The sequence below is a fragment of the Cupriavidus sp. FW306-1B-F12B genome (genome assembly GCF_058781795.1).
In genome coordinates this window covers 76279-96217 of the sequence record NZ_JBYSXC010000005.1, presented here as the reverse complement: position 1 = coordinate 96217, position 19939 = coordinate 76279, and the positions used below count along the sequence as shown (strand labels likewise).

The 19939-nt window shown below is 65.8% G+C and carries 19 protein-coding genes; 1 reads left to right on the top strand and 18 read right to left on the bottom strand.

The genetic code is table 11. The features are described from left to right. The first annotated feature begins 113 nt into the window (after positions 1 to 113). On the top strand, positions 114 to 1598 hold the full coding sequence (gene mauJ / locus AC3WLE_RS10505; protein ID WP_492357505.1) for a methylamine utilization protein MauJ: 1485 nt from the start codon (positions 114 to 116) through the stop codon (positions 1596 to 1598). 52 nt (positions 1599 to 1650) lie between these two features. Here the strand turns inward: mauJ and AC3WLE_RS10500 are convergent, their stop codons facing one another. The 18 genes from AC3WLE_RS10500 to AC3WLE_RS10415 form a co-directional block, all read right to left on the bottom strand. Next, the gene (locus AC3WLE_RS10500) at positions 1651 to 1941 is read right to left on the bottom strand and encodes a hypothetical protein (RefSeq protein ID WP_492357504.1); all 291 of its coding nucleotides are present in this window, start codon (positions 1939 to 1941) and stop codon (positions 1651 to 1653) included. A gap of 549 nt (positions 1942 to 2490) precedes the next feature. Next, positions 2491 to 3126 carry a protein phosphatase CheZ gene (gene cheZ / locus AC3WLE_RS10495; RefSeq protein ID WP_492357363.1) on the bottom strand — a complete coding sequence of 212 codons (636 nt, stop codon included), beginning with the start codon at positions 3124 to 3126 and terminating at the stop codon, positions 2491 to 2493. Between the two features lie 18 nt (positions 3127 to 3144). Beyond that, positions 3145 to 3531 carry a chemotaxis response regulator CheY gene (cheY, locus tag AC3WLE_RS10490; RefSeq protein ID WP_011616433.1) on the bottom strand — a complete coding sequence of 129 codons (387 nt, stop codon included), beginning with the start codon at positions 3529 to 3531 and terminating at the stop codon, positions 3145 to 3147. A gap of 92 nt (positions 3532 to 3623) precedes the next feature. Continuing rightward, positions 3624 to 4706 (bottom strand): protein-glutamate methylesterase/protein-glutamine glutaminase, encoded by a 1083-nt coding sequence (locus tag AC3WLE_RS10485; RefSeq protein WP_492357364.1) that lies wholly within the window; start codon positions 4704 to 4706, stop codon positions 3624 to 3626. 23 nt (positions 4707 to 4729) lie between these two features. Further along, positions 4730 to 5380, bottom strand: a complete 651-nt coding sequence (gene cheD, locus AC3WLE_RS10480; RefSeq protein WP_492357365.1) for a chemoreceptor glutamine deamidase CheD — start codon at positions 5378 to 5380, stop codon at positions 4730 to 4732. Next, positions 5380 to 6291: a CheR family methyltransferase gene (locus tag AC3WLE_RS10475; RefSeq protein WP_492357366.1), complete on the bottom strand. Its 912-nt coding sequence runs from the start codon at positions 6289 to 6291 to the stop codon at positions 5380 to 5382. Before AC3WLE_RS10475 ends, cheD begins: the two co-directional genes overlap by 1 nt. Before the next feature lie 25 nt (positions 6292 to 6316). After that, the gene (locus AC3WLE_RS10470) at positions 6317 to 6811 is read right to left on the bottom strand and encodes a chemotaxis protein CheW (RefSeq protein ID WP_092316101.1); all 495 of its coding nucleotides are present in this window, start codon (positions 6809 to 6811) and stop codon (positions 6317 to 6319) included. A 28-nt stretch (positions 6812 to 6839) separates the two neighbouring features. Then, the gene (gene cheA, locus AC3WLE_RS10465) at positions 6840 to 8852 is read right to left on the bottom strand and encodes a chemotaxis protein CheA (RefSeq protein ID WP_492357367.1); all 2013 of its coding nucleotides are present in this window, start codon (positions 8850 to 8852) and stop codon (positions 6840 to 6842) included. A 52-nt stretch (positions 8853 to 8904) separates the two neighbouring features. Then, positions 8905 to 9870, bottom strand: coding sequence for a flagellar motor protein MotB (motB, locus tag AC3WLE_RS10460; RefSeq protein WP_492318143.1), 966 nt, complete (start codon positions 9868 to 9870; stop codon positions 8905 to 8907). Between the two features lie 27 nt (positions 9871 to 9897). Next, a complete protein-coding gene (motA, locus tag AC3WLE_RS10455; protein WP_492318144.1) occupies positions 9898 to 10761 on the bottom strand; it encodes a flagellar motor stator protein MotA in 864 nt (287 codons plus the stop codon). A 119-nt stretch (positions 10762 to 10880) separates the two neighbouring features. Further along, positions 10881 to 11486 (bottom strand): flagellar transcriptional regulator FlhC, encoded by a 606-nt coding sequence (gene flhC / locus AC3WLE_RS10450; RefSeq protein ID WP_492318145.1) that lies wholly within the window; start codon positions 11484 to 11486, stop codon positions 10881 to 10883. After that, positions 11483 to 11800, bottom strand: coding sequence for a flagellar transcriptional regulator FlhD (flhD, locus tag AC3WLE_RS10445; protein ID WP_010812713.1), 318 nt, complete (start codon positions 11798 to 11800; stop codon positions 11483 to 11485). The genes flhC and flhD overlap by 4 nt, the downstream gene beginning before the upstream one ends. A 485-nt stretch (positions 11801 to 12285) precedes the next feature. Next, the gene (locus AC3WLE_RS10440; protein WP_492357368.1) at positions 12286 to 13020 is read right to left on the bottom strand and encodes a DUF4088 domain-containing protein; all 735 of its coding nucleotides are present in this window, start codon (positions 13018 to 13020) and stop codon (positions 12286 to 12288) included. Between the two features lie 44 nt (positions 13021 to 13064). Beyond that, a complete protein-coding gene (locus tag AC3WLE_RS10435; RefSeq protein WP_492352844.1) occupies positions 13065 to 14924 on the bottom strand; it encodes a methyl-accepting chemotaxis protein in 1860 nt (619 codons plus the stop codon). A 101-nt stretch (positions 14925 to 15025) separates the two neighbouring features. Then, on the bottom strand, positions 15026 to 16675 hold the full coding sequence (locus tag AC3WLE_RS10430) for a methyl-accepting chemotaxis protein (protein ID WP_492318148.1): 1650 nt from the start codon (positions 16673 to 16675) through the stop codon (positions 15026 to 15028). A gap of 104 nt (positions 16676 to 16779) precedes the next feature. Beyond that, complete coding sequence (locus AC3WLE_RS10425) at positions 16780 to 17256, bottom strand: chemotaxis protein CheW (protein ID WP_018311878.1); 477 nt, start codon at positions 17254 to 17256, stop codon at positions 16780 to 16782. 140 nt (positions 17257 to 17396) lie between these two features. Further along, entirely contained in the window at positions 17397 to 17789 is a 393-nt protein-coding gene (locus tag AC3WLE_RS10420) for a response regulator (RefSeq protein ID WP_492318149.1), read from the bottom strand. A gap of 154 nt (positions 17790 to 17943) precedes the next feature. Then, positions 17944 to 19911, bottom strand: coding sequence for a putative bifunctional diguanylate cyclase/phosphodiesterase (locus tag AC3WLE_RS10415; RefSeq protein ID WP_492357369.1), 1968 nt, complete (start codon positions 19909 to 19911; stop codon positions 17944 to 17946). Positions 19912 to 19939 lie beyond the last annotated feature (28 nt).

Sequence of the window (19939 nt, the reverse complement as noted above, 5' to 3'; positions counted from 1 at the left end):
CCGGCAATCAGCCGCTGGTCAAGGCTCCGTCGAGCCATCGACCGGCGTTAGAATACACCCGCAGTTGGCAAGACCTGATGGTATCCCTACATACCTCTCCGAATCTTCTTGGCATGTTCGCAAAATCACTTGAATACATCCTCGCCGACTGCCTCCGGGGTAGCGACGTCTCGCCAGATGGCCTCTCAGAAATTGCGGCACGGTTTGAATCGTTGCGAAATTATGGCTTGCTACCGAAGGGACGCCAAAACCGAGCGAAGCATCTGGACAGCGTCGAAATAGCTGCTGGCATCTTGAGCCTTGTCTCACTTCGTCCCGCGTGGGCGGGCCATACCGCCACTATCCTTAAGAATCTCCGTCCCGTTGGCGGACAACAGGTGTCATGCTGGGGTGCTGACACGCTACTGACTGCCATTGAGACAATCCTCGTAGACGCTCAGGCGCTTGACTCTCTCTCCCATATTTCTATTTCCGCCGCAGAAAGTGGGACCAACGTGAATGGTTTAGCATCAATCACGTACACGCACGGTAAGAATCTGCGAACGGTCTGGTTCGTATCCAAGTATGCGACATCACTACTTCAGCCTTGCGCCGAGCCAGCGTTTGACCCGAAGACGATCGAGGCGGATGTCTCACACAATTTGATATTCAACGCCCGCTTCTTCTCGAAGCTGCGTAGCTCCATTGATATCTCGATGAGGATTGGGAAGGAACCGCCCGGTGATGGCGCGGAGTATGACGCAGCCGAGGCCGCGCGCGCGCGACTCGATGCCCTTGGCGTTACTAGCGGTTCATGCTTTCTACAGGTGGGAGTGGACACTCAGGTTACTTGGCCGAGGACTGAGACATTGGTCGAGTACGATAGATTTCGCCTCATCCTCATGCCGAAGACCGCAACACAAACTCAATCTGTTCATATTGACCTTCACCGCAACGGCCTCACACGCGATGAGGCCATGACCGTCATCAATCGGTTCCTCAGCACGCTGGCCTGGTGTGACAATCAGTTCGCAATTCTGGGACACAGCTGGCTGGGTAACCCTGTCCCGGTCGCTGTTCCCAAGAAGGACCTTGCCTTCGCTACGGCAAGCCATTGGAATTCTAGGCGCGACATTCCTAACGACGAAAAGGCAAGACGGGCTTTGGCACTTTACCGGGAAGGACTCAATGCCGCTGAAGCGTCGCTCACCAGTTTCGCAGTCCTCAGCTTCTTCAAGGTTATCGAACTCGGATATCGCGAAGGCGAACGCGTTAAGAGGTGGATTGCAAGAAGCTTCCCAATCGTTAAATCAGAGGTCGGCCCTGGCGACACACGAATCCAAAACTTCTTGACCGACTGCGGAGACGCAACGCCTGCCGACTACATTTGGGATGCTTGCCGCCTTGCAGTCGCTCATGCGAGCATCAAAAGCCCATCTGATGCCGACGACGCAACGGAAATCCGACGTCTACGCATCGCGTCGGATGTCTTGCAGTTGTTGGCACGTAGGTTTATCACCGAGAAATTTGCAATATCACAGGACTACGTTGCCGAGATTCCGGAAGCGTCTTGCAAAGAAGAGATATCCAGCGATTCAACCCGATCAACCGGTCCGTAAGCTCGCACGATGGGGCGGCAGTCAATTGCACGACTGCCCACCCCACCCACCATCACTCAACATCCAACTCCTGCCCCTCCACCACCGCCAATTCACTCAAAACCTGCGTCTCATGCGCCAGCGTGGCCGCGAGGGAAAGCAAACTCTCCCAAATCCCCGGCTCCAAATCCACCGCCTCCAAACTAACAGCCCCATGCTCACTAGCCATAAGCAATAGCCCATGGAGCTGCGCCGCCCGTTGCACCGCAAGACTCAACGGATTCTCCCCCGGGCTGTGGGCGGTGACGAGCATATCAACACCATTGTGTTCCGCCGTAATACCGTGATGACTATGGCTATACATGGCGCACCTCCGCATACGCGGCACGCGCGCTCTGCTGCATTGTGAAGATACTGGAGATTGCCAATCGCCCAGAACGGGCAAGTAAGAACTGAAGCATGGGAATGCCCCCTATCCATACAGGTTCAGTCCCGCTCCCCGGGTGCTGATTGGGGTGGGCGGGCGCAAGGCAGGGTTAGCAGACCGGGAATAGGAGCAAGCCGGCGAGCCCCGAGGGGCTCCCCTGCCAGGGCCCGCCCATGGAAGGGGCGGGCGAAGGCATGGCGAACGTAAGAATACCGCCAGACGGCGGTCGTTCGGCTCCTATCACTCAGGCTGCTAAACCCGGTCGCCACGACGCAGCGACGAACCCAGTATGAAGAGGGGCAGCAAGCGCGAGTATGGGCAAACTCTTAAAAATCATTCATCGCCGGATTGCCCGGATGAAGCGGTGCGCAGGTGTTGATGCGTTTGACTTCGTGGTTGCACCCGCCCTCTCCCCCGCCCCTCTCCCGCAAGCGGGAGAGGGGAGAAAACACGTGGCATCGCGAAATGCCGCAGGCTATTCAAACCTCAAAACCCCAAACTCGCTAACAAATCATCCACCTGCGCCTGGTCCGACACCACATCCGGCTTCCCCTCCGGATTCACCTGCGGCCCATTCATCAGCGTCGACGGCGCCTGAACTTCCACGCGCCGCTCGGACGGCACGTTGTCGATCAGCACCTGCAGCAGCTCCTGCTCCAGCGCACGGATCATGTCCATCATCTTCTTGATGACCTGGCCGGTCAGGTCCTGGAAGTCCTGCGCCATCATGATGTCGAGCAGGTGGCTGTTAGTGGCGCGGGCTTGGCCCGGCACCTCGGACAGGAAGGCGCGGGTGTCCACTACCAGCGAGCGGGCGTCGGCCAGTTCCACCGGCTTTTCAAACCAGGCGGCCCAGCGCTTATCCAGCGTCTCGGCCTGCTGTTCGATGTCGGACTGGATCGGCTGCGCCAGTTCGACCGCGTTCAGCGTGCGCTCGGCGGCCTGCTCGGTCATCGCGGCGATGTAGTTGAGCCGGTCGCGCGCATCCGGGATGGCCTGCGCGGCGCGCTCGATCTCCTTGTCCAGGCCGAGCTCGCGCATGTTGTCGCGCAGCATCCGCGTCAGGTTGCCGATGCGCAGGATCAGTTGTTCGGCGGAATCGTTGCTCAGGGTCGGGGTCATGACAAACGCGCCTCCGCCTCAGCCGCCGAGCTTTTCGAAGATCTTGGTGATCTTCTCGTCCAGCGTGGCGGCCGTGAACGGCTTGACCACGTAGCCGTTGGCGCCGGCCTGGGCCGCGGCGATGATGTTTTCCTTCTTGGCCTCGGCCGTCACCATCAGCACGGGGATCTTGCCGATATTCGCGTCGGCGCGGATCGCCTGCAGCATCGTCAAGCCGTCCATGTTGGGCATGTTCCAGTCCGAGATCACGAACTGGAAGCTGCCGTCCTTGGCCTTCTCCAGGCCGGCGGCGCCGTCCTCGGCTTCCTCGACGTTGACGAATCCCAGCTCCTTGAGCAGGTTGCGGATGATCCGGCGCATGGTCGGGAAATCATCCACGACCAGGATCTTGATGCTCTTGTCCACTTTGAGGGCTCCAGGTAAATGCAATATTGGCTAGTCGGTCCAGCTTGTTGTTTCAGCTTGTTGTCTGGTCTTGTTCAGGTTTCCGGGTCCGTTCAGACCCGTTGCGCGCGCGTGCCGTACGTGGCCAGGCGCGCCATCACGCGCTGGGTCATCGCCGGCAAGGGCACGATTTCATGCACGCCGCCGGCGGCAATCGCCTCCTTCGGCATGCCAAACACGATGCAGGTGTGCTCGTCCTGCGCCAGGTTATAGGCGCCGGCCTCGCGCATGCGCAGCATGCCGCGCGCGCCGTCCTTGCCCATGCCGGTCAGGATCACGCCGATCACGTTCTTGCCGCCGTGCTGCGCGGCCGAATCGAACAGCACGTCGACCGACGGGCGATGGCGGTTGACCGGTGCCTCCTGCGACAGGTGCGCGACGTAGTTGGCGCCGCTGCGTGCCAGCAGCAGGTGCGAGTCGCCCGGGGCAATGTACGCATGGCCCGGCAGCACGCGCTCGCCGTGCACGGCTTCCTTGACCGTGATGCGACACAGGCCGTCCAGCCGCTGCGCGAACGAACGCGTGAAGCCGGCCGGCATATGCTGGACGATCAGCACTGCGGGGCTGTCGGGCGGCAGCGGCATCAGGAATTCCTTGATGGCCTCGGTGCCGCCGGTGGAGGCGCCCAGGATGATCAGCTTCTCGGTCGACAGCAGCGGGCTGCGCAGCATCGGCACGGGCGCGGTGCCGGTGGCGGATGGCGCGGCCGGCTGGGCGGCTGCTCGCACGCGGGCGCGCGACGCGGCGCGCAGCTTGTCGGCGATGGTGTCGGTGTATTCCAGCAGCCCGTCGCGGATGCCCAGCTTGGGCTTGGTGACAAAGTCCACCGCGCCCAGCTCCAGCGCGCGCATGGTGATTTCCGAGCCGCGCTCGGTCAGCGACGACACCATCAGCACCGGCATCGGCCGCAGCCGCATCAGCCGCTCCAGGAAGTCCAGGCCGTCCATGCGCGGCATTTCGACGTCCAGCGTCAGCACGTCCGGGTTCAGGCGCTTGATCAGGTCGCGCGCGACCAGCGGGTCCGGCGCGGTGCCTACCACTTCCATGTCGGGCTGGCTGTTGATGATCTCCGTCATCAGGCTGCGGATCAGCGCGGAGTCGTCCACGCAGAGCACCTTGATCTTGGCGGCAGTCATGATTGATCGTGCTTGTAAGGGTTTCAGGGAAGCTGGCGCGAGAAAGACTGCCGCGCAAACAATTCAGGCGATTGCGCCGGCGCCCGGGCCGAGGTGGCGATGGCGCGGGCCAGTGCGCGCTCGTCGCGCGCCACCGAGACCTGGTCGTCCTGTCGCGTCAGGCGGCGCACCAGCGCCAGCCCGCCGATCGGGAAGTAGCTGACCCGCCGCGCATGTGGGCCGCGCAGGTCCTGCGCCGCCACGCGGACCTCTTCAGTCTTCAGGTAGCGCAGCACGAAATCCGCATTGCGGTCGCCGATATTCAGCGTGGTCATATTGGCCAGCACCGCGCCGCCGCCGAAGACCTTGGCCTCCAGCCGCTCGCGGCGTGCGCCCATCTTGAGCAGTTCGTTGATCAGCACTTCCAGCGCATAGCTGCCGTAGCGCATCGATGCGGACAGCATGCGATCGGCGCTGCCATCGTCGTCGGGCAGCATGAAGTGGTTCATGCCGCCCACGCCGGCGGTCTCGTCGCGGATGCAAGCGGCCACGCATGAGCCCAGCACGGTGGTCAGCACCACGTCCTCGCGGGTCACGTAGTACTCGTTGGGCAGCAGCTTGATGGCCTGCTTGCCGAACTCGCGGTCGAAGTAGGTGCGCGTGGCGAGGGCTTCGGGCAGATGGGGCGTGCGCATCACGGCCTTCCCGACCTGGCCGCATCCGAAGCCAGTTCATAGACGGTCTGCCCGCGCAGCTGGAACGCGCGCGTGACGTAGGAGAAGTTCTCCGAATGGCCGGCGAACAGCAGCCCGTGCGGCTTGAGCAGCGGCACAAAGCGCTCCAGGATGCGTCCCTGGGTCGGCTTGTCGAAGTAGATCATCACGTTGCGGCAGAAGATGGCGTCGAACTGCTCGCGGATGCCCCAGTCGGGCGCGAGCAGGTTCAGCGGCTCGAACGAGATGGTGGCGGCCAGTTCCGGCTTGACCTTGACCGAGCCGGTGCGCGGGCCCGTTCCCTTCAGGAAGAAACGCTTGAGCCGTTCCGGCGACAGCCGCGCCACCTGGTCGGCCGAATAGACGCCGCTGCGGGCCTTGGCCAGCACCTGGGTGTCGATATCGGTGGCCAGCACCGTGCCGGCGCGATCGCCCAGCGCTTCGGCCAGCGTGATGGCGATCGAGTACGGTTCTTCGCCGGTTGACGCGGCCGAACACCAGACACTGTAGGGCCGGCCGGTTTTCTTCGCATGCTCGGCCAGCAGCGGGAAGTGGTGCGACTCGCGAAAGAACGAAGTCAGGTTGGTCGTCAGCGCGTTGGTGAAGAACTCCCACTCCGGCGAACGGTCATCCGCCTCCAGCAGCGCCAGGTACGAGGCAAAGTCCGACAGCTGCAGCGTGCGCAACCGGCGCGCCAGCCGGCTGTAAACCATCTCGCGCTTGTGGCTGCCCAGCGAGATCCCCGCGCGCCGGTGGATCAGCGCGCGGATCTTCTCGAAGTCGCGTTCGGTCAGCAGGAAGTCGCGCGCTTCGTCGCGCCGCAGGAGGGCGGCCGGCGCGGGAGTCGACCCGGTGTGCCCGGGTACGCTGGCTGCGGTGCGGAACGGCGTCATGGGCTGTGCTTCGGTAATGCGGGAATCAGGCGTATTCGGCTTCGACCAGTGCCATCTCGGGGCTGGTCATCAGCTTCTCGATATCGATCAGCACCAGCATGCGGCCGTCGATGGTGCCCAGGCCGGTCAGGTGCTCGGTCGAGATCGATACGCCGAACTCGGGCGCGGGCTTGATCGCCTCACCCGTCAGCGTCAGCACGTCCGACACGCCATCCACCACGATGCCCACCACGCGGCCGGCCACGTTCAGGATGATGACCACGGTCTGGTGGTCGTAGCGCACGTTGCCCAGACGGAACTTCAGGCGCAGGTCGACGATCGGCACGATCACGCCACGCAGGTTGGTCACGCCCTTGATGAAGTCCGGTGCGCTGGAGATGCGTGTCACGGTCTCGTAGCTGCGGATCTCCTGCACCTTGAGGATGTCGATGCCGTATTCCTCCGACCCCAGCGTGAAGACCAGGAACTCCTGGCCCGAAGCGTCGCTTCCGGGGGTATCGATGTGTCCGATGCCGGCCATGATGTCTTGTTCTCCTGTGATTGGACGATTACTGCTGCAGCGCCGGTTCCTGCCGGCGCACGCCGGTGCGCTGCAGCGCGCCGACATCGACGATCAGCGCCACGCTGCCGTCGCCAAGGATGGTGGCGGCGGAAATGCACGGCACCTTGCGGTAGTTGGTTTCCAGGTTCTTCAGCACCACCTGGTGCTGGCCGATCAGCTGGTCCACCAGCAGCGCAAAGCGCTTGCCTTCGGCCTGCAGGATCACGGCGATGCCCTGCGTGGGTTCCTGCAGCGCGCCGGCCACGTTGAACACGCGGTGCATTTCCAGCAGCGGCAGGTATTCGCCGCGCACGTGCATGACGCGGTCCGAGTTGGCGGCGGTGTGGACGTCTTCAGCCTTGGGCTGCAGCGACTCCATCACGCAGTTCAGCGGCAGGATGAAGGTCTCTTCGCCCACCTTGACCGACATGCCGTCCAGGATCGCCAGCGTCAGCGGCAGCACGATGCGGATGGTGGTGCCCAGGCCGGGGCGCGAGCTGATCTGGACGTGGCCGCCCATCTCCTGGATGTTGCGCTTGACCACGTCCATGCCCACGCCGCGGCCGGACACGTCGGTGACGACCTCGGCGGTGGAGAAGCCCGGCGCGAAGATCAGCTGCCAGACTTCCTCGTCGGTGATGGTCTCGGACACCGGCAGGCCGTTCTGGATGGCCTTGGCCAGGATGCGCTCGCGGTTCAGGCCGCCGCCGTCGTCGCTGACTTCAATGACGATATTGCCGCCATGGTGCTGCGCGGACAGGATCAGCTGGCCGGTCGCGTCCTTGCCGGCGGCCACGCGCTTGTCAGGGGTTTCGATGCCGTGATCCAGGCTGTTGCGCACCAGGTGCGTGAGCGGATCGATGATGCGTTCGATCAGGCTCTTGTCCAGCTCGGTGGCCTTGCCGAAGGTGACCAGGTCGATCTGCTTGCCGAGCTTGCTGGCCAGGTCGCGCACCAGCCGCGGGAAGCGCGAGAACACGTAGTCCATCGGCATCATGCGGATCGACATCACCGCTTCCTGCAGGTCGCGCGCATTGCGCTCGAGCTGGCCCATGCCGGAGAACAGGCGGTCGAACAGCACCGGGTCCAGCGCCGAGGCGGTCTGCGCCAGCATCGACTGCGTGATCACCAGCTCGCCCACCAGGTTGATGATCTGGTCGACCTTCTCGGTCGGCACGCGGATCGAGCCTTCGCCGTGCGCGGCGCTCGCCTGCGGCTTGGCCTTCTCGCGCGCGGCGGAGGGCGCTGCCGCTGCGGGGGCGGGGGCCGTGGCGACCGGGACGGGCGCCGGGACCGGCACTTCGATCACCGCTGGGGCAGCAGCAGGGGCCTCGGCTTCGGCTTCGATCACGATCTGGTCCAGGTCGATCACGAAGCAGCACACCGCGATGATGTCGTCGGCGCTGCACTGGGTGTTGAGCCACACCACCAGTTCGCCATTCACCTCTTGCTGGCCGGTGATCTCGCCCAGGTTGGCCAGTTCCTCGCGCAGCAGCGCCTGGTCGGAGGCGGAAACCCGGATCAGGCGGATCTTGAGCCCGCCGCCCGCAGGAGCAGCAGCGGGGGGCGTTGCGGCAACAGGTGCGGGCACCGGGGCCGGGGCAGCTGCGCCGGCATGGCCGGCGGCTTCCTGCGCCAGCTGTTGCAGCACGGCGCAGATGCGCGCCAGCGTTTCCGGATCGGGTTCGGTGCCGTTGCGGTAGGCGTTGAGCTGGTCTTGCAACACGTCCTTGGTTTCCAGAAAGGTGTCGATGATGGTCCTGGTCAACGCCAGTTCCTGCCGGCGCGTGCGGTCCAGCAGGTTCTCGAAAATATGGGTGGTCTCGGTCAGAGCCGCGAAGCCGAAGGTGGCAGCCCCGCCCTTGATGGAGTGCGCCGCCCGGAAGATCGCGTTCAGATGCTCGGGATCGGGCGACTCAATGTCCAGGCCGAGCAGCAGCTGCTCCATTTCGACGAGCAGTTCTTCCGCTTCCTCGAAGAAGGTCTGGTAAAACTGCGTGATATCGATATCGACAGACATGGCGTCCTGAGTCACTTGGTTACTGCACTGGCGCTGCCGCAACGGCCGCGCGTCATGGTTTGCTGCCCGTGGGCGCAGGCGCAGGCGCTGAGGCCGCTGCCAGCCCCGCCTGCATCTCCTGCGCGGCCTTGCCGGCCTGCGCCGCCACCGTGACCTCGGCGGCGCTGGCGTTCTCGGCCTCGAAGCGCGCCTGGGCCTTTTGGTTGAGCACCACGATGCTGATGCGCCGGTTCACCGGCGCCAGCAGGTCTTCCTTGTCCAGCGGCATGGTCGCGGCCAGGCCCAGCACGCGCAGCACCTTGCCCTCCTGCATGCCGCCGGCGATCAGCTCGCGGCGCGAAGCGTTGGCGCGGTCGCCCGACAGCTCCCAGTTGCTGTAGGTGCGCTCGCCGTTGGAATAGTTGGCCGCATCGGTATGGCCCGACAGGCTGACCTTGTTGGGCAGCTCGTTCAGGACCGGTCCGATCTCGCGCAGGATGGTGCGCATATAGGTCTCGACCGTGGCGCTGCCGGTGCGGAACATCGGCCGGTTCTGCGTATCCAGGATCTGGATGCGCAGCCCCTCGCTGGTGATGTCCAGCAGCAGCTGCGGCCGGAACTGGCGCAGCACCGGGTTGTTCTCGATGATCTGCTCGAGCCGCTGCTTGAGCGCGCGCAGGCGCTGCGCTTCCTGCTGCTCGTTGCGCCGCTGCTCGTCGCTGGGTTCGTTGGTGCGCGCGCGCATGGTGTCGCCGTCCTTGCGCAGCGCATCCTGGCCGCCGCCCGGGATCACGCTCGGGGTCTGGCTGCTCTTCTCGCCGCCGACGATGGCCACCTTGAGCGGCATGCGGAAGTACTCGGCAATGCCTTCCAGCGTCTTCTTGTTGGCGCTGGACAGCAGCCACAGCACCAGGAACAGCGCCATCATCGCCGTCATGAAGTCGGCGTAGGCGATCTTCCAGCTGTGGTTGCCGTGCGGCCTGGCGTGCGATTTCGCCCGGCGGACGATGATCGGACGCATATCGTGTGCGCTGCTCATGACGGTGCTCCTTGCTGCTTGCGCGCCTTAATTCAGGCTCTTGACTTCACGCACGTGGTCGTCGAGCTCAAGGAACGACGGCCGCACCGTGGAGTACAGCACCTTGCGGCCGAATTCCACCGCCACCAGCGGCGCGTAGCCGTTGAGCGAGGCCAGCAGCACCACCTTGATGCATTCGTAGACTTTGACGTTCTCGGATACCTGCAGCTCGATACGCGCGGCCAGCGGCGAGACAAAGCCATAGGCCAGCAGGATGCCGAGGAAGGTGCCGACCATGGCGTGCGCGATCAGCGCGCCCAGCTCGGCCGGCGGCAGGTCGGCCGAACCCAGCGCATGCACCACGCCCATCACCGCGGCAACGATGCCGAAGGCGGGCAGCGCGTCGCCGACGCGCGACAGCGCATGGGCGGGGATCTCGGCCTCGTGGCGGAAGGTCTCGATCTCGTGGTCCATCAGGGCCTCGATCTCGAAGGCGTTCATGTTGCCGTTGACCATCATGCGCAGGTAGTCGGTGAGGAATTCCATCACCACCGGATCCGACAGGATGCGCGGGTACTGGCTGAAGACGCTGCTGGCGGCGGGGTCCGCGATTTCCTTTTCCAGGAACAGGATGCCCTCGCGCCGTGCCTTGGACAGCAGCACGTACAGCAGCGACATGACGTCCAGGTACAGCTCTTTCTTGTACTTGGAACTCTTGAACAGGCCCGGCAGGGCCTTGACGGTGGCCTTGATGGCCTTTGCTGTATTGGTGGCGATGAAGGCGCCGAAGGCGGCGCCCCCGATGATCACAAATTCCGCCGGTTGATATAGCGCGCCCATGTGGCCGCCGGTCATGGCGTAACCGCCAAGAACCGCCACAACCACGACGACATAGCCAAGAACTACTAGCACGATCGGATCCCCGTCTAAAAACGCGCGTCAGTCACGCACAATTGCCCGGGCACGGGCGAACGGAGAGTGGTCCGTCCGCCAGCGCTGCAAGCTTGCCAGCCGGCGGACCTTGACCAGGATCAGGCGTTGGTCTGCACGGCGGCGGCGTCTTTCGAGAGCTTCTTCACTTTCCCTGCGCGTGACGGCGGACGGCACAGGCTGCACACGAAATTCACGTGCGGCTCATACGCGTGCGTGACAAACTGCCCGCCGCAACACGTGCACCGGGACAGCTGCAGCATGTTGCTCTCGAAGAACCGTACTAACGTCCAGGCACGCGTGAAACTTAAGACAATTTCGCCGCCGAGCAGCGAAACATGCTCAAGGTACAGGCGGTAGGCAGCCACCACCGCGCGAATGCCCACGGTCTCGCCCTCCTGCACCATGAACTGGTAGGCAGAGAAGAACAGTGACGAGTGGATATTCGGCAGCCAGGTGGTGAACCAGTCCGTCGAGAAGGGAAGCATGCCCTTGGGGGGCGAGACGCCGCGCAGCTCCTTGTACAGGCGGATGAGCCGGTCACGCGACAGCGTGGTCTCGGCTTCAAGCACCTGCAGGCGCGCACCCAGGCCGATCAGCTCGATCGCAAGCTGGGTCTGGTTCGCATCCTGGAGCACGCTCTTGCGGCTGGGAACGGAGGTGGCCGTGTAACTCCGGGTCGGCTCGGCCTGCAGGAGCGCGGTCAATTGAGCGACTCCACAGGCTGGCGTGCAAGCAGGATCGCGGCGTGGATCTGCTGCATGTCATGGCTCTTGGCCGTGTGGGTGAGAGTGGACAGGAGCGCATGGTCGTCGAAGCGGAACCTGCACAGCACCATGTTGGATGCCGCCAGCTTGACGAGTTGCGCGGAAGTCAGCTTGGCAAGAATATCCGCAATTTCCTTGCTGACCCCGAGCCGGAACATGGCTTCGACCTGGTTTTCGCGCACCAGGCGTTGCGCGAGCAGCAGATAGGCGAGGTTAACCTCCCTGATCTCCTGGAGAACTTCACTGCTTTCCAATTTATCCCCGCTACCAAAAACCCACCGTGGCCGCTTGTCCGGCGCTTACCGATGCCCTCGCGGGCCCCGGCGACCAGATCGTTTGTTTGCGGCTGGGCGGGTACAACGTACGACTAAGGAACTACGCCCGTGTCAAACTGTAATCAACTCCGTTACAAGTGTTACAGAGTGTAAGTGAGACTGTTACGTTTATATCGGCAATCTACCCGCAATGCCAATCCCTACTTACGCGGGGGGGAAACCAAATGTCGCATGAAACATACATGAGCGCGCACATTTTGTAACAGTTCACACCCCTGACATTTGACCGGAATCAACTCATGTCCCGCAAACGTCATCTCGGTCAAACGCATGGCGGGCCCTTTCGGGAGCCTGCTGGATTCCTCTATTGACGAGTGGCGCGAGTGCGGTTAGCACGCGCAATCTGTCAGAAATAGCCGTTCGAAAATTGCGGCGGGATTCCGCCCGCCAGGCCTATGGCTGGCTCATGGCCGGAACATGCGCCGCAGCCACGCCGCCAGCCGGGCGAACACATCGTCGGGCGCTTCGCGGAACAGCGCCGGCCGCATGCGCTCCACCTGCTCCAGCACGCGCGAGGCTTCTTCCGGCCGCACCGAGCCGTACTCCAGGGCCAGGCCCAGCATGCCGCGCAGCTCGCCCACGCGGGCGCGGCCAGCGGCTTCGCTGTCTTCGGTCTGCAGCGCGTACATCAGGTCATAGGCGCGCTGGCGCAGGCTTTCGGCCAGGCGCCATGCGGGCGTGCGCATGCGCTCTTCCAGCACCCGCACGTCTTCTGCCGAAGCCGCCACCTGCGTGGCGAGCGCCTCGGTGAAGGCGGCATCGGCGCCGCATTCGGACAGCACCTGCGCCGCCCATTCGCGCGCATGCGCCAGGCGCTGGTCCGGCGTCCAGTCCGGCTGCACCGCCAGCCCGAAGCCAAAGCGCTGGGCATCGCGCATCAGCGCCGCCAGCGCATTGGGCAACTGCTTGTCGAACACGCGGCGGGCCCAGCCGTATTCGCCGCCGGACAGCAGCCGCGAGACCGCGCGCTCGGTGAGCGGGCTGTCATGCTGCAGCAGCCGCGCGCGCAGGAATTCCTGGAAATCGGGCGGCAGGAACTCGCGGTCCAGGCCGGTCGAGACCCCGACGAACTGCTCGAATTCCTTGCGCAGCCGGGCCGCATCGTCATGCGGCAGAGCCAGGTTGATCTCGGTCGTCATAGCCTTGCCATCCGGGACGCCGCGCGGCCCGTTGCCAGTGGGGATCAGAACGCGCTCCAGTCGCCGTTGTCGGCGGCTGCCAGCGCGGGCCGCGAGGCTCTGCCTGCCACCAGCCGCGCCGGCTGCGCGGCGACGGCATCAGCCGCCTCGGCTGCGGCGGCATGGTCCGCCGCAGGCGCAGCCGCGGCCTTCGTGCTGGCGGGCAGGGCCTTGGCGACCCGCTTGCCGGCAGCGATGGCGCGCACCGCGCCGGCGGCATGAGACACCTTGGCCGGCACTGCCGTCGCCGCAGGCAGCGAGTGGGCCACGAACGAACCCGCGCGGGCATCCTCGGCCGCCAGGCGGAACGTCGCCACGGCCGCCTGCAGCCGGCTGGCCTGCTCTTCCAGCGCGCCGGCAGCAGCGGCGGCTTCTTCCACTAGCGCCGCGTTCTGCTGCGTGCCCTCGTCCATCTGCGCCACGGCCTGGTTGACCTGCTCGATGCCCGTGCTCTGCTCGGCCGACGCCGCGCTGATCTCGCCCATGATGTCGGTCACGCGCTTGACCGCCTGCACGATCTCTTCCATGGTCTTGCCCGCCTGGCCCACCAGCGCCGAGCCGTTGTCCACGCGCTCCACCGTATCGCCGATCAGCCCCTTGATCTCCTTGGCCGCGTTGGCGCTGCGCTGCGCCAGGCTGCGCACCTCGCCCGCCACCACCGCGAAGCCGCGGCCCTGCTCGCCGGCGCGCGCCGCTTCCACCGCCGCGTTCAGCGCCAGGATGTTGGTCTGGAAGGCGATGCCTTCGATCACGCCGATGATGTCGACGATCTTCTTCGATGCATCGTTGATCTCGTCCATGGTCTGCACCACCCGGCCCACCACTTCACCGCCGCGCAGCGCCGTCTCCGACGCATTCGCCGCCAGCCCGCTGGCCTGGCGCGCGTTGTCCGCGTTCTGACGCACCGTGCTGGTCAGCTCTTCCATGCTCGACGCCGTCTGCTCCAGCGCCGCCGCCTGCTGCTCAGTGCGCTGCGACAGGTCGTTGTTGCCCGCGGCGATTTCACGCGAGGCGCTGCCGATGGATTCGGCCGACACCTTGAAATCGCGCACCATGCGCGACAGCTGCTGCTGCATCTGCTGCATCGCATAGACCAGGCTGCCCTTGTCGCCTGCGCGCGTGGCCACCGGCGCGGAGAAGTCGCCTTCGGCAATGCGCGCGGCAATCGCGGCCGCATAGCCCGGCTCGCCGCCCAGCTGGCGCGACAGCGCCCGCGCCAGCAGCACGCCCAGCAGCACCGACAGCGCCAGGCCGCCCAGCACCAGGCCCAGCATCCACAGGCGCGTCGCGTCGTAGACGCTGCGCGCTTCTTCCATGTTGTTGCGGGCGCGGTCGTCGCGGCGCTTGACCATCTGGAACATCACCGCTTCCAGCGCATGGCTGTCCTTGAGCAGCTCGGCGCTCTCGGAGAACACCTGGCTTTCAAACTGCGAGGTATCCAGCGGCTGCTTGCTGATCAGTTCGACGTACTTCTCCATGCGCGCGCGGAACGCCGGCGACAGCTCCTGGTACTGCTTGACCAGTGCCTTGCCCTCGGCCTTCTCGAAAGCGCCAGCGACCTGGCGGATGCGCTCGTCCATGGCGCCGAGCGACTTCACGATCTGCTCCTTCTCGGCCGCCCGCTCGCCCATGGTCGATGCCGACAGCAGCCCGATCTGCGCGCGGCTGGCATAGACCAGGTTGATATTGGCGTCCTGCACGGCCTTCAGCGCCTGCAGGTCGCCGTGGTAGATCTTGCCGGTCCAGTCGGCCATGCGCCCCATGTTGACCACACCCAGCAGCCCCATCACGGCGCCGATCACGGCAACGACCAGGAATCCGGCAACCAGCCTGGTCGTGACGCGCAATTGATTGAACCAATGCATAGCAACTCCCCCTTGTAACTGAAGCCTCGGGCGCGGCGTGCCGCACCCGCTTGGTACGCATGCAGGCCGGTGCTCCGCGCCTGCCTCGTCTTTGATTCGGACTAGGCCTGTGCCAGCGACTGGGCCGCCTCGGCACGCGCATGGGCCGGCAGGCGCTGCGGACGCACCTCGGCCTGCATGCTGACGCGGAAGGTGGCGATGGCGTCGCGCAGGCGCATGGCCTGCTCTTCGAGCGAGCCCGCGGCGGCGGCGGCTTCTTCCACCAGCGCCGCGTTCTGCTGCGTGCCCTCGTCCATCTGCGCCACGGCCTGGTTGACCTGCTCGATGCCCGCGCTCTGCTCGGCCGACGCCGCGCTGATCTCGCCCATGATGTCGGTCACGCGCTTGACCGCCTGCACGATCTCTTCCATGGTCTTGCCCGCCTGGCCCACCAGCGCCGAGCCGTTGTCCACGCGCTCCACCGTATCGCCGATCAGCCCCTTGATCTCCTTGGCCGCGTTGGCGCTGCGCTGCGCCAGGCCGCGCACTTCGCCCGCCACCACCGCGAAGCCACGGCCCTGCTCGCCGGCGCGCGCCGCTTCCACCGCCGCGTTCAGCGCCAGGATGTTGGTCTGGAACGCAATGCCTTCGATCACGCCGATGATGTCGACGATCTTCTTCGATGCATCGTTGATCTCGTCCATGGTCTGCACCACCCGGCCCACCACTTCGCCGCCGCGCAGCGCCGTCTCCGACGCGTTCGCCGCCAGCCCGCTGGCCTGGCGCGCGTTGTCCGCGTTCTGGCGCACCGTGCTGGTCAGCTCTTCCATGCTCGACGCCGTCTGCTCCAGCGCCGCCGCCTGCTGCTCAGTGCGTTGCGACAAGTCGTTGTTGCCCGCGGCCACCTGGCGCGTGGCCGTGGAGATACTGGCCATGCCTTCCTGGATCTCGTGCACCACCGACTGCAGGCTGCGCTGCATGGTCTGCATGGCCTGCGCCAGCGCGCCGATCTCGTCGGCGCTGCGGTGCTCGAAGCGCGTGGTCAGGTCACCCGCGCCCATGCGCAGCGCAAAGTCCAGCATGTGGCGCACCGGACGGTGCACGCGCGCCAGCAGCATGGTGCCGGCCGCGAACGACGACGCCAGCGCCAGCGCAAAGCCGCCCCACAGCCACGGACGCACCGCGGCCACGCCTGCGCCGCCCAGGGCTTCCACCGCAACCAGTGCGGCCAGGAACCACACCATGCCGCCGGCCTGCGCCCACAGGATGCGGCGCTTCAGGTTCAGGCGCAGCAGGCCCTGCACCAGGCCGCGCAGCCCGGTGCGCACCACGGCGCCGTGGCGGATCGCCAGCCCGTCCGCGCGGCCGCCACGGAAGCGTGCGTAGGCGGCGCCGGCGGCTTCCACCTGCTCGCGCGTCGCCATCGAGCGCACCGAGGTGTAGCCGACCACGCTGCCATCGACGCGCGTGGGCGTCACGGTCGCATTGACCCAGTAGAAGTCGCCGTTCTTGCGGCGGTTCTTGACCACGCCCATCCAGGTGCGGCCGGCCTGCAGGTCCTGCCACAGGTCGGCAAACGCTTCGGGCGGCATGTCGGGATGGCGCACCAGGTTGTGCGCCGCACCGAGCAGCTCCTCGGCCGCAAAGCCGCTTGCCTCGATAAAGGTGCGGTTGGCAAAGGTGATCCGGCCCTTGAGGTCCGTGCGCGAGATCAGGTAGTCCGATGGGGAGAGCTTGTATTCGCGCTGCGTAACGGGTTGGTTGTTTCGCATCTATGACAGTACTGCAGGCCCGGGCGCGGCAAGTTGCTGCACCCCGGGCGGGTTCGGTCCGGCAGGCGGGGCGCCGGCCGGACAACGTTGGCGCTGCCGCGGGATCACGCCACCGCTTCGAGCGCGGCGAGTTCTTCGGTGTTGAGCAGCTTCTCGATGTCGACCAGGATCAGCATGCGCTGCTCGACCGAGCCCAGCCCGCGGATGTAGTCGGTCGCCAGTTCGCCGGAGAAGTGCGGCGTGGGCTTGATCTGCTCGGCGGCGAGGGTCAGCACGTCGGACACGCCATCCACCACGATGCCGGTGGTACGGTCGTTGAGGTCGACGATGATGACGACCGTGTACTGGTCGTAGCTGACGTTCTGCTGGCGGAACTTGATGCGCAGGTCGATGATCGGCACGATGATGCCGCGCAGGTTGATCACGCCCTTGATGTAGTCCGGTGCGTTGGCAATCTGGGTGACCGACTCGTAGCCGCGGATCTCCTGGACCTTCAGGATGTCGACGCCGTATTCTTCCCGGCCCAGCGTAAAGGCCAGGAACTCTTCGCCCGCGCCGTCTGCCTTGTCGATGTGCTTCATCGTCTAGCCCCCCAAATTGGCTGATGCTGGTTTGCTGGCGCTGCCGCGGCCAAGGCCGCTGGCTGGCACCGGGGCATGACTTCGCCCACCAGTGTTTACGGCAGCAATCCGGGGGACTGAAGCGCGACGCCCGGCCTTCCTTACCCTTCCGAGGTAGGGTGCGCGGTGGACAGCAGCGCCGTCACGGCCTGCATCAGCTGGCCAGGATCGAATGGCTTGGGCAGGAAACCCGAGGCGCCGGCGGCGCGGGCCTGCTCGCGGATGGTGCCGTCCTGCTCGGTGGTCAGCATCAGGATGGGAATGCACGCATAGCGCTCGGTGGCGCGCAGGCTGCGGATCAGCGTGAGGCCATCCATGCCGGGCATGACCTGGTCGGTGACCAGCATGCCGAAGCTGGCGCCGGCTGCGAGCGCATGCGCCTGGTCGCCGTCGGCCGCCTCGGTCACGTCAAACCCTCCTGCACGCAGACAGGCGCCGATCATGCGGCGTAGCGAAGGGGAATCGTCGACGACGAGGATGCTGGGCGATGACATGGAGGCCTCCGGTTTGCGGGACTCGGTTGATCCGCCAGGAAGTTGGACAGCATGGGCAACGCGGCGGCGACGGACGGGCCGGCGCAGGGTTGCGCCGCAAACGCGGGCAGCCTGCCAGACCGGTTATCGGCCGAGTTGCTGACAAACTTTAGGGTCAGGCGCCGCCCTGCCCGCGCAAGGCATCGGCAAAACCGGCAGCATCCAGCGGCAGCGACAGCAGGTAACCCTGCACCTCGTCGCACCCCATTTCATTGAGGATTTCCAGCTGCGATGCCGATTCAACGCCTTCGGCCACCACCTTCATGCGCAGCTCATGCGCCAGCGCCACCATCGAGCCGACGATGGCGCGGCCCTGCGCATCGGTGTCGAGCCCGCCGATCAGGGTGCGGTCGATCTTGAGCGTGCCCACGCGCAGGCGCTTGAGGTAGCCCAGGCTGGAATAGCCACTGCCGAAATCGTCCAGCGCCACCTGGATGCCGAGCGACTGCAGCTCGGCCAGCGTTTCCAGCGACTTGCCGATGTCCTTCATCGCCGCGGTCTCGGTGATCTCCAGCGTGATCGCCGAGGGCGGGATGTCGTGCTGGTGGATCTGCTCGAGCAGGTATTGCGGGAAATTGCGGCTGGCAAAGCGCAGCCCCGAGACATTGATCGCCACCGGCACGGTGGGCACGCCGGCGTCGCGCCACTGGCGCACCTGGCGGCAGACGCTGGTCAGGACCCAGTCGTCGAGCTTGTCGATCTGGCCCGACTGCTCGGCCACGGTGATGAACTCGGCCGGGCTCACCTGGCCCAGCGCGGGATGGCGCCAGCGGCATAGCGCCTCGGCCCCCACCAGCGCGCGCCGGCGCGCATCGTACTTGGGCTGGAACTGCAGCGACAGTGCGTCGTCCTGGATCGCCAGCCACAGGTCGCGCCGGATCACGCGAGTGCGGCGCGCGCGTTCGCCGGCGGCGCTGTTGAACAGGCGCACCTGGTTCGAGCCGCTCTGGCGGGCCTCGGCCAGGCTGACGCGCGCGGCCTGCATCAGCGCCTCCGAGGTCTGCGCATCGCGCGGGTAGATGGCAATGCCGATGTTCACGCCGATCTGCATCTGCAAGCCGCGCGCGGCGATGAACTCGGCCAGCGAGCCGAGCATGCGCGAGCCCAGTTCCTGTGCGCGGCCATGATGAACCAGCTCCGGCACGCCCACGGCAAACTCGTCGCGCGCCAGCCGGGCCAGGAAGTCATGCGGCTCCAGCACGGCCTGCGCCAGCGCGCCGGCGTCCTGGGCCAGGATATCGTCGGCGCGGATCTCGAAGACCTCGTCGACTTCACGGTAGTCGGCAATATGGATCAGCAACACGGCGCAGCCGGTCTCGGCCAGCCGCGCCTGCGCGATGGCCTGGTCCAGCCAGCGGCCGAAGGCGACGCGGTCAGGCATCGTCGTTGCCACGCTGTACTCGCCCACCGTGCCCTGCCCGCGCGCGGCGGCACGCACGGTAAGACGGCCGGGGCGGCCGGGAATGCGCGCGCCGCGCCGCGCCAGGCGGGGCTCGAGCCCGCGCGGCAGGCCGTGCACCTCGTCCGCCAGCTCATCGGCCAGGCCGGCTTCGTGGTGCGCAGCCAGCAAGCCACGCGACTGCGCGCGGTGGACGGCGAACATCAGCGCGCACAGCGCGGTCAGCCCGCCCGCCAGCCAGGCGGGGTGCGGCAGGCCGGCGGCATCGATGCAGCTGCGCGCCGAGACCGGGCCCGCGCTACAGGCGCGGCCCAGGTGGGTGCCAGCCGCGGCCACCAGCCCGGCGCCAGCGACGACCGCCATGATCGCCGCACCACGCCACAGCCGCGCACCCTGGCGCAGCCACTGCACCAGCAGCTTGGCAGCCGCGGTGGCTGCTGCGGCGGCGGCGAAGCTGGCCGCCATCTGCGCGGTGTCGTTGGCCGCCGGCACGCTGCCCGACAGCATCACCACCAGTACAGGCAGGCTTACGCTCAGCTGCGACAACAGTGCCGCCGACCAGGTCAGCGTGCGCAGCGAGCGGCCACCGGCTGACTGGTCCGCACGCCCGGCACGAACGCCGAGGGCGGCGGCCACGCCCAGCAGGGCAGCCAGCAGCAACAGGACGGAACTCAGGGCAATCATTAGGCTGCGCGATGATGAAGAGAATGCG

Excerpts from the sequence above, each read along its gene's own strand:
- mauJ (WP_492357505.1), top strand. The coding sequence starts at position 114 with ATGTTCGCAAAATCACTTGAATACATCCTCGCCGACTGCCTCCGGGGT.
- AC3WLE_RS10500 (WP_492357504.1), bottom strand. The coding sequence starts at position 1,941 with ATGTATAGCCATAGTCATCACGGTATTACGGCGGAACACAATGGTGTT.
- cheZ (WP_492357363.1), bottom strand. The coding sequence starts at position 3,126 with ATGACCCCGACCCTGAGCAACGATTCCGCCGAACAACTGATCCTGCGC.
- AC3WLE_RS10485 (WP_492357364.1), bottom strand. The coding sequence starts at position 4,706 with ATGACTGCCGCCAAGATCAAGGTGCTCTGCGTGGACGACTCCGCGCTG.
- cheD (WP_492357365.1), bottom strand. The coding sequence starts at position 5,380 with ATGCGCACGCCCCATCTGCCCGAAGCCCTCGCCACGCGCACCTACTTC.
- AC3WLE_RS10475 (WP_492357366.1), bottom strand. The coding sequence starts at position 6,291 with ATGACGCCGTTCCGCACCGCAGCCAGCGTACCCGGGCACACCGGGTCG.
- AC3WLE_RS10470 (WP_092316101.1), bottom strand. The coding sequence starts at position 6,811 with ATGGCCGGCATCGGACACATCGATACCCCCGGAAGCGACGCTTCGGGC.
- cheA (WP_492357367.1), bottom strand. The coding sequence starts at position 8,852 with ATGTCTGTCGATATCGATATCACGCAGTTTTACCAGACCTTCTTCGAG.
- motB (WP_492318143.1), bottom strand. The coding sequence starts at position 9,870 with ATGAGCAGCGCACACGATATGCGTCCGATCATCGTCCGCCGGGCGAAA.
- AC3WLE_RS10440 (WP_492357368.1), bottom strand. The coding sequence starts at position 13,020 with ATGACGACCGAGATCAACCTGGCTCTGCCGCATGACGATGCGGCCCGG.
- AC3WLE_RS10435 (WP_492352844.1), bottom strand. The coding sequence starts at position 14,924 with ATGCATTGGTTCAATCAATTGCGCGTCACGACCAGGCTGGTTGCCGGA.
- AC3WLE_RS10430 (WP_492318148.1), bottom strand. The coding sequence starts at position 16,675 with ATGCGAAACAACCAACCCGTTACGCAGCGCGAATACAAGCTCTCCCCA.
- AC3WLE_RS10425 (WP_018311878.1), bottom strand. The coding sequence starts at position 17,256 with ATGAAGCACATCGACAAGGCAGACGGCGCGGGCGAAGAGTTCCTGGCC.
- AC3WLE_RS10420 (WP_492318149.1), bottom strand. The coding sequence starts at position 17,789 with ATGTCATCGCCCAGCATCCTCGTCGTCGACGATTCCCCTTCGCTACGC.
- AC3WLE_RS10415 (WP_492357369.1), bottom strand. The coding sequence starts at position 19,911 with ATGATTGCCCTGAGTTCCGTCCTGTTGCTGCTGGCTGCCCTGCTGGGC.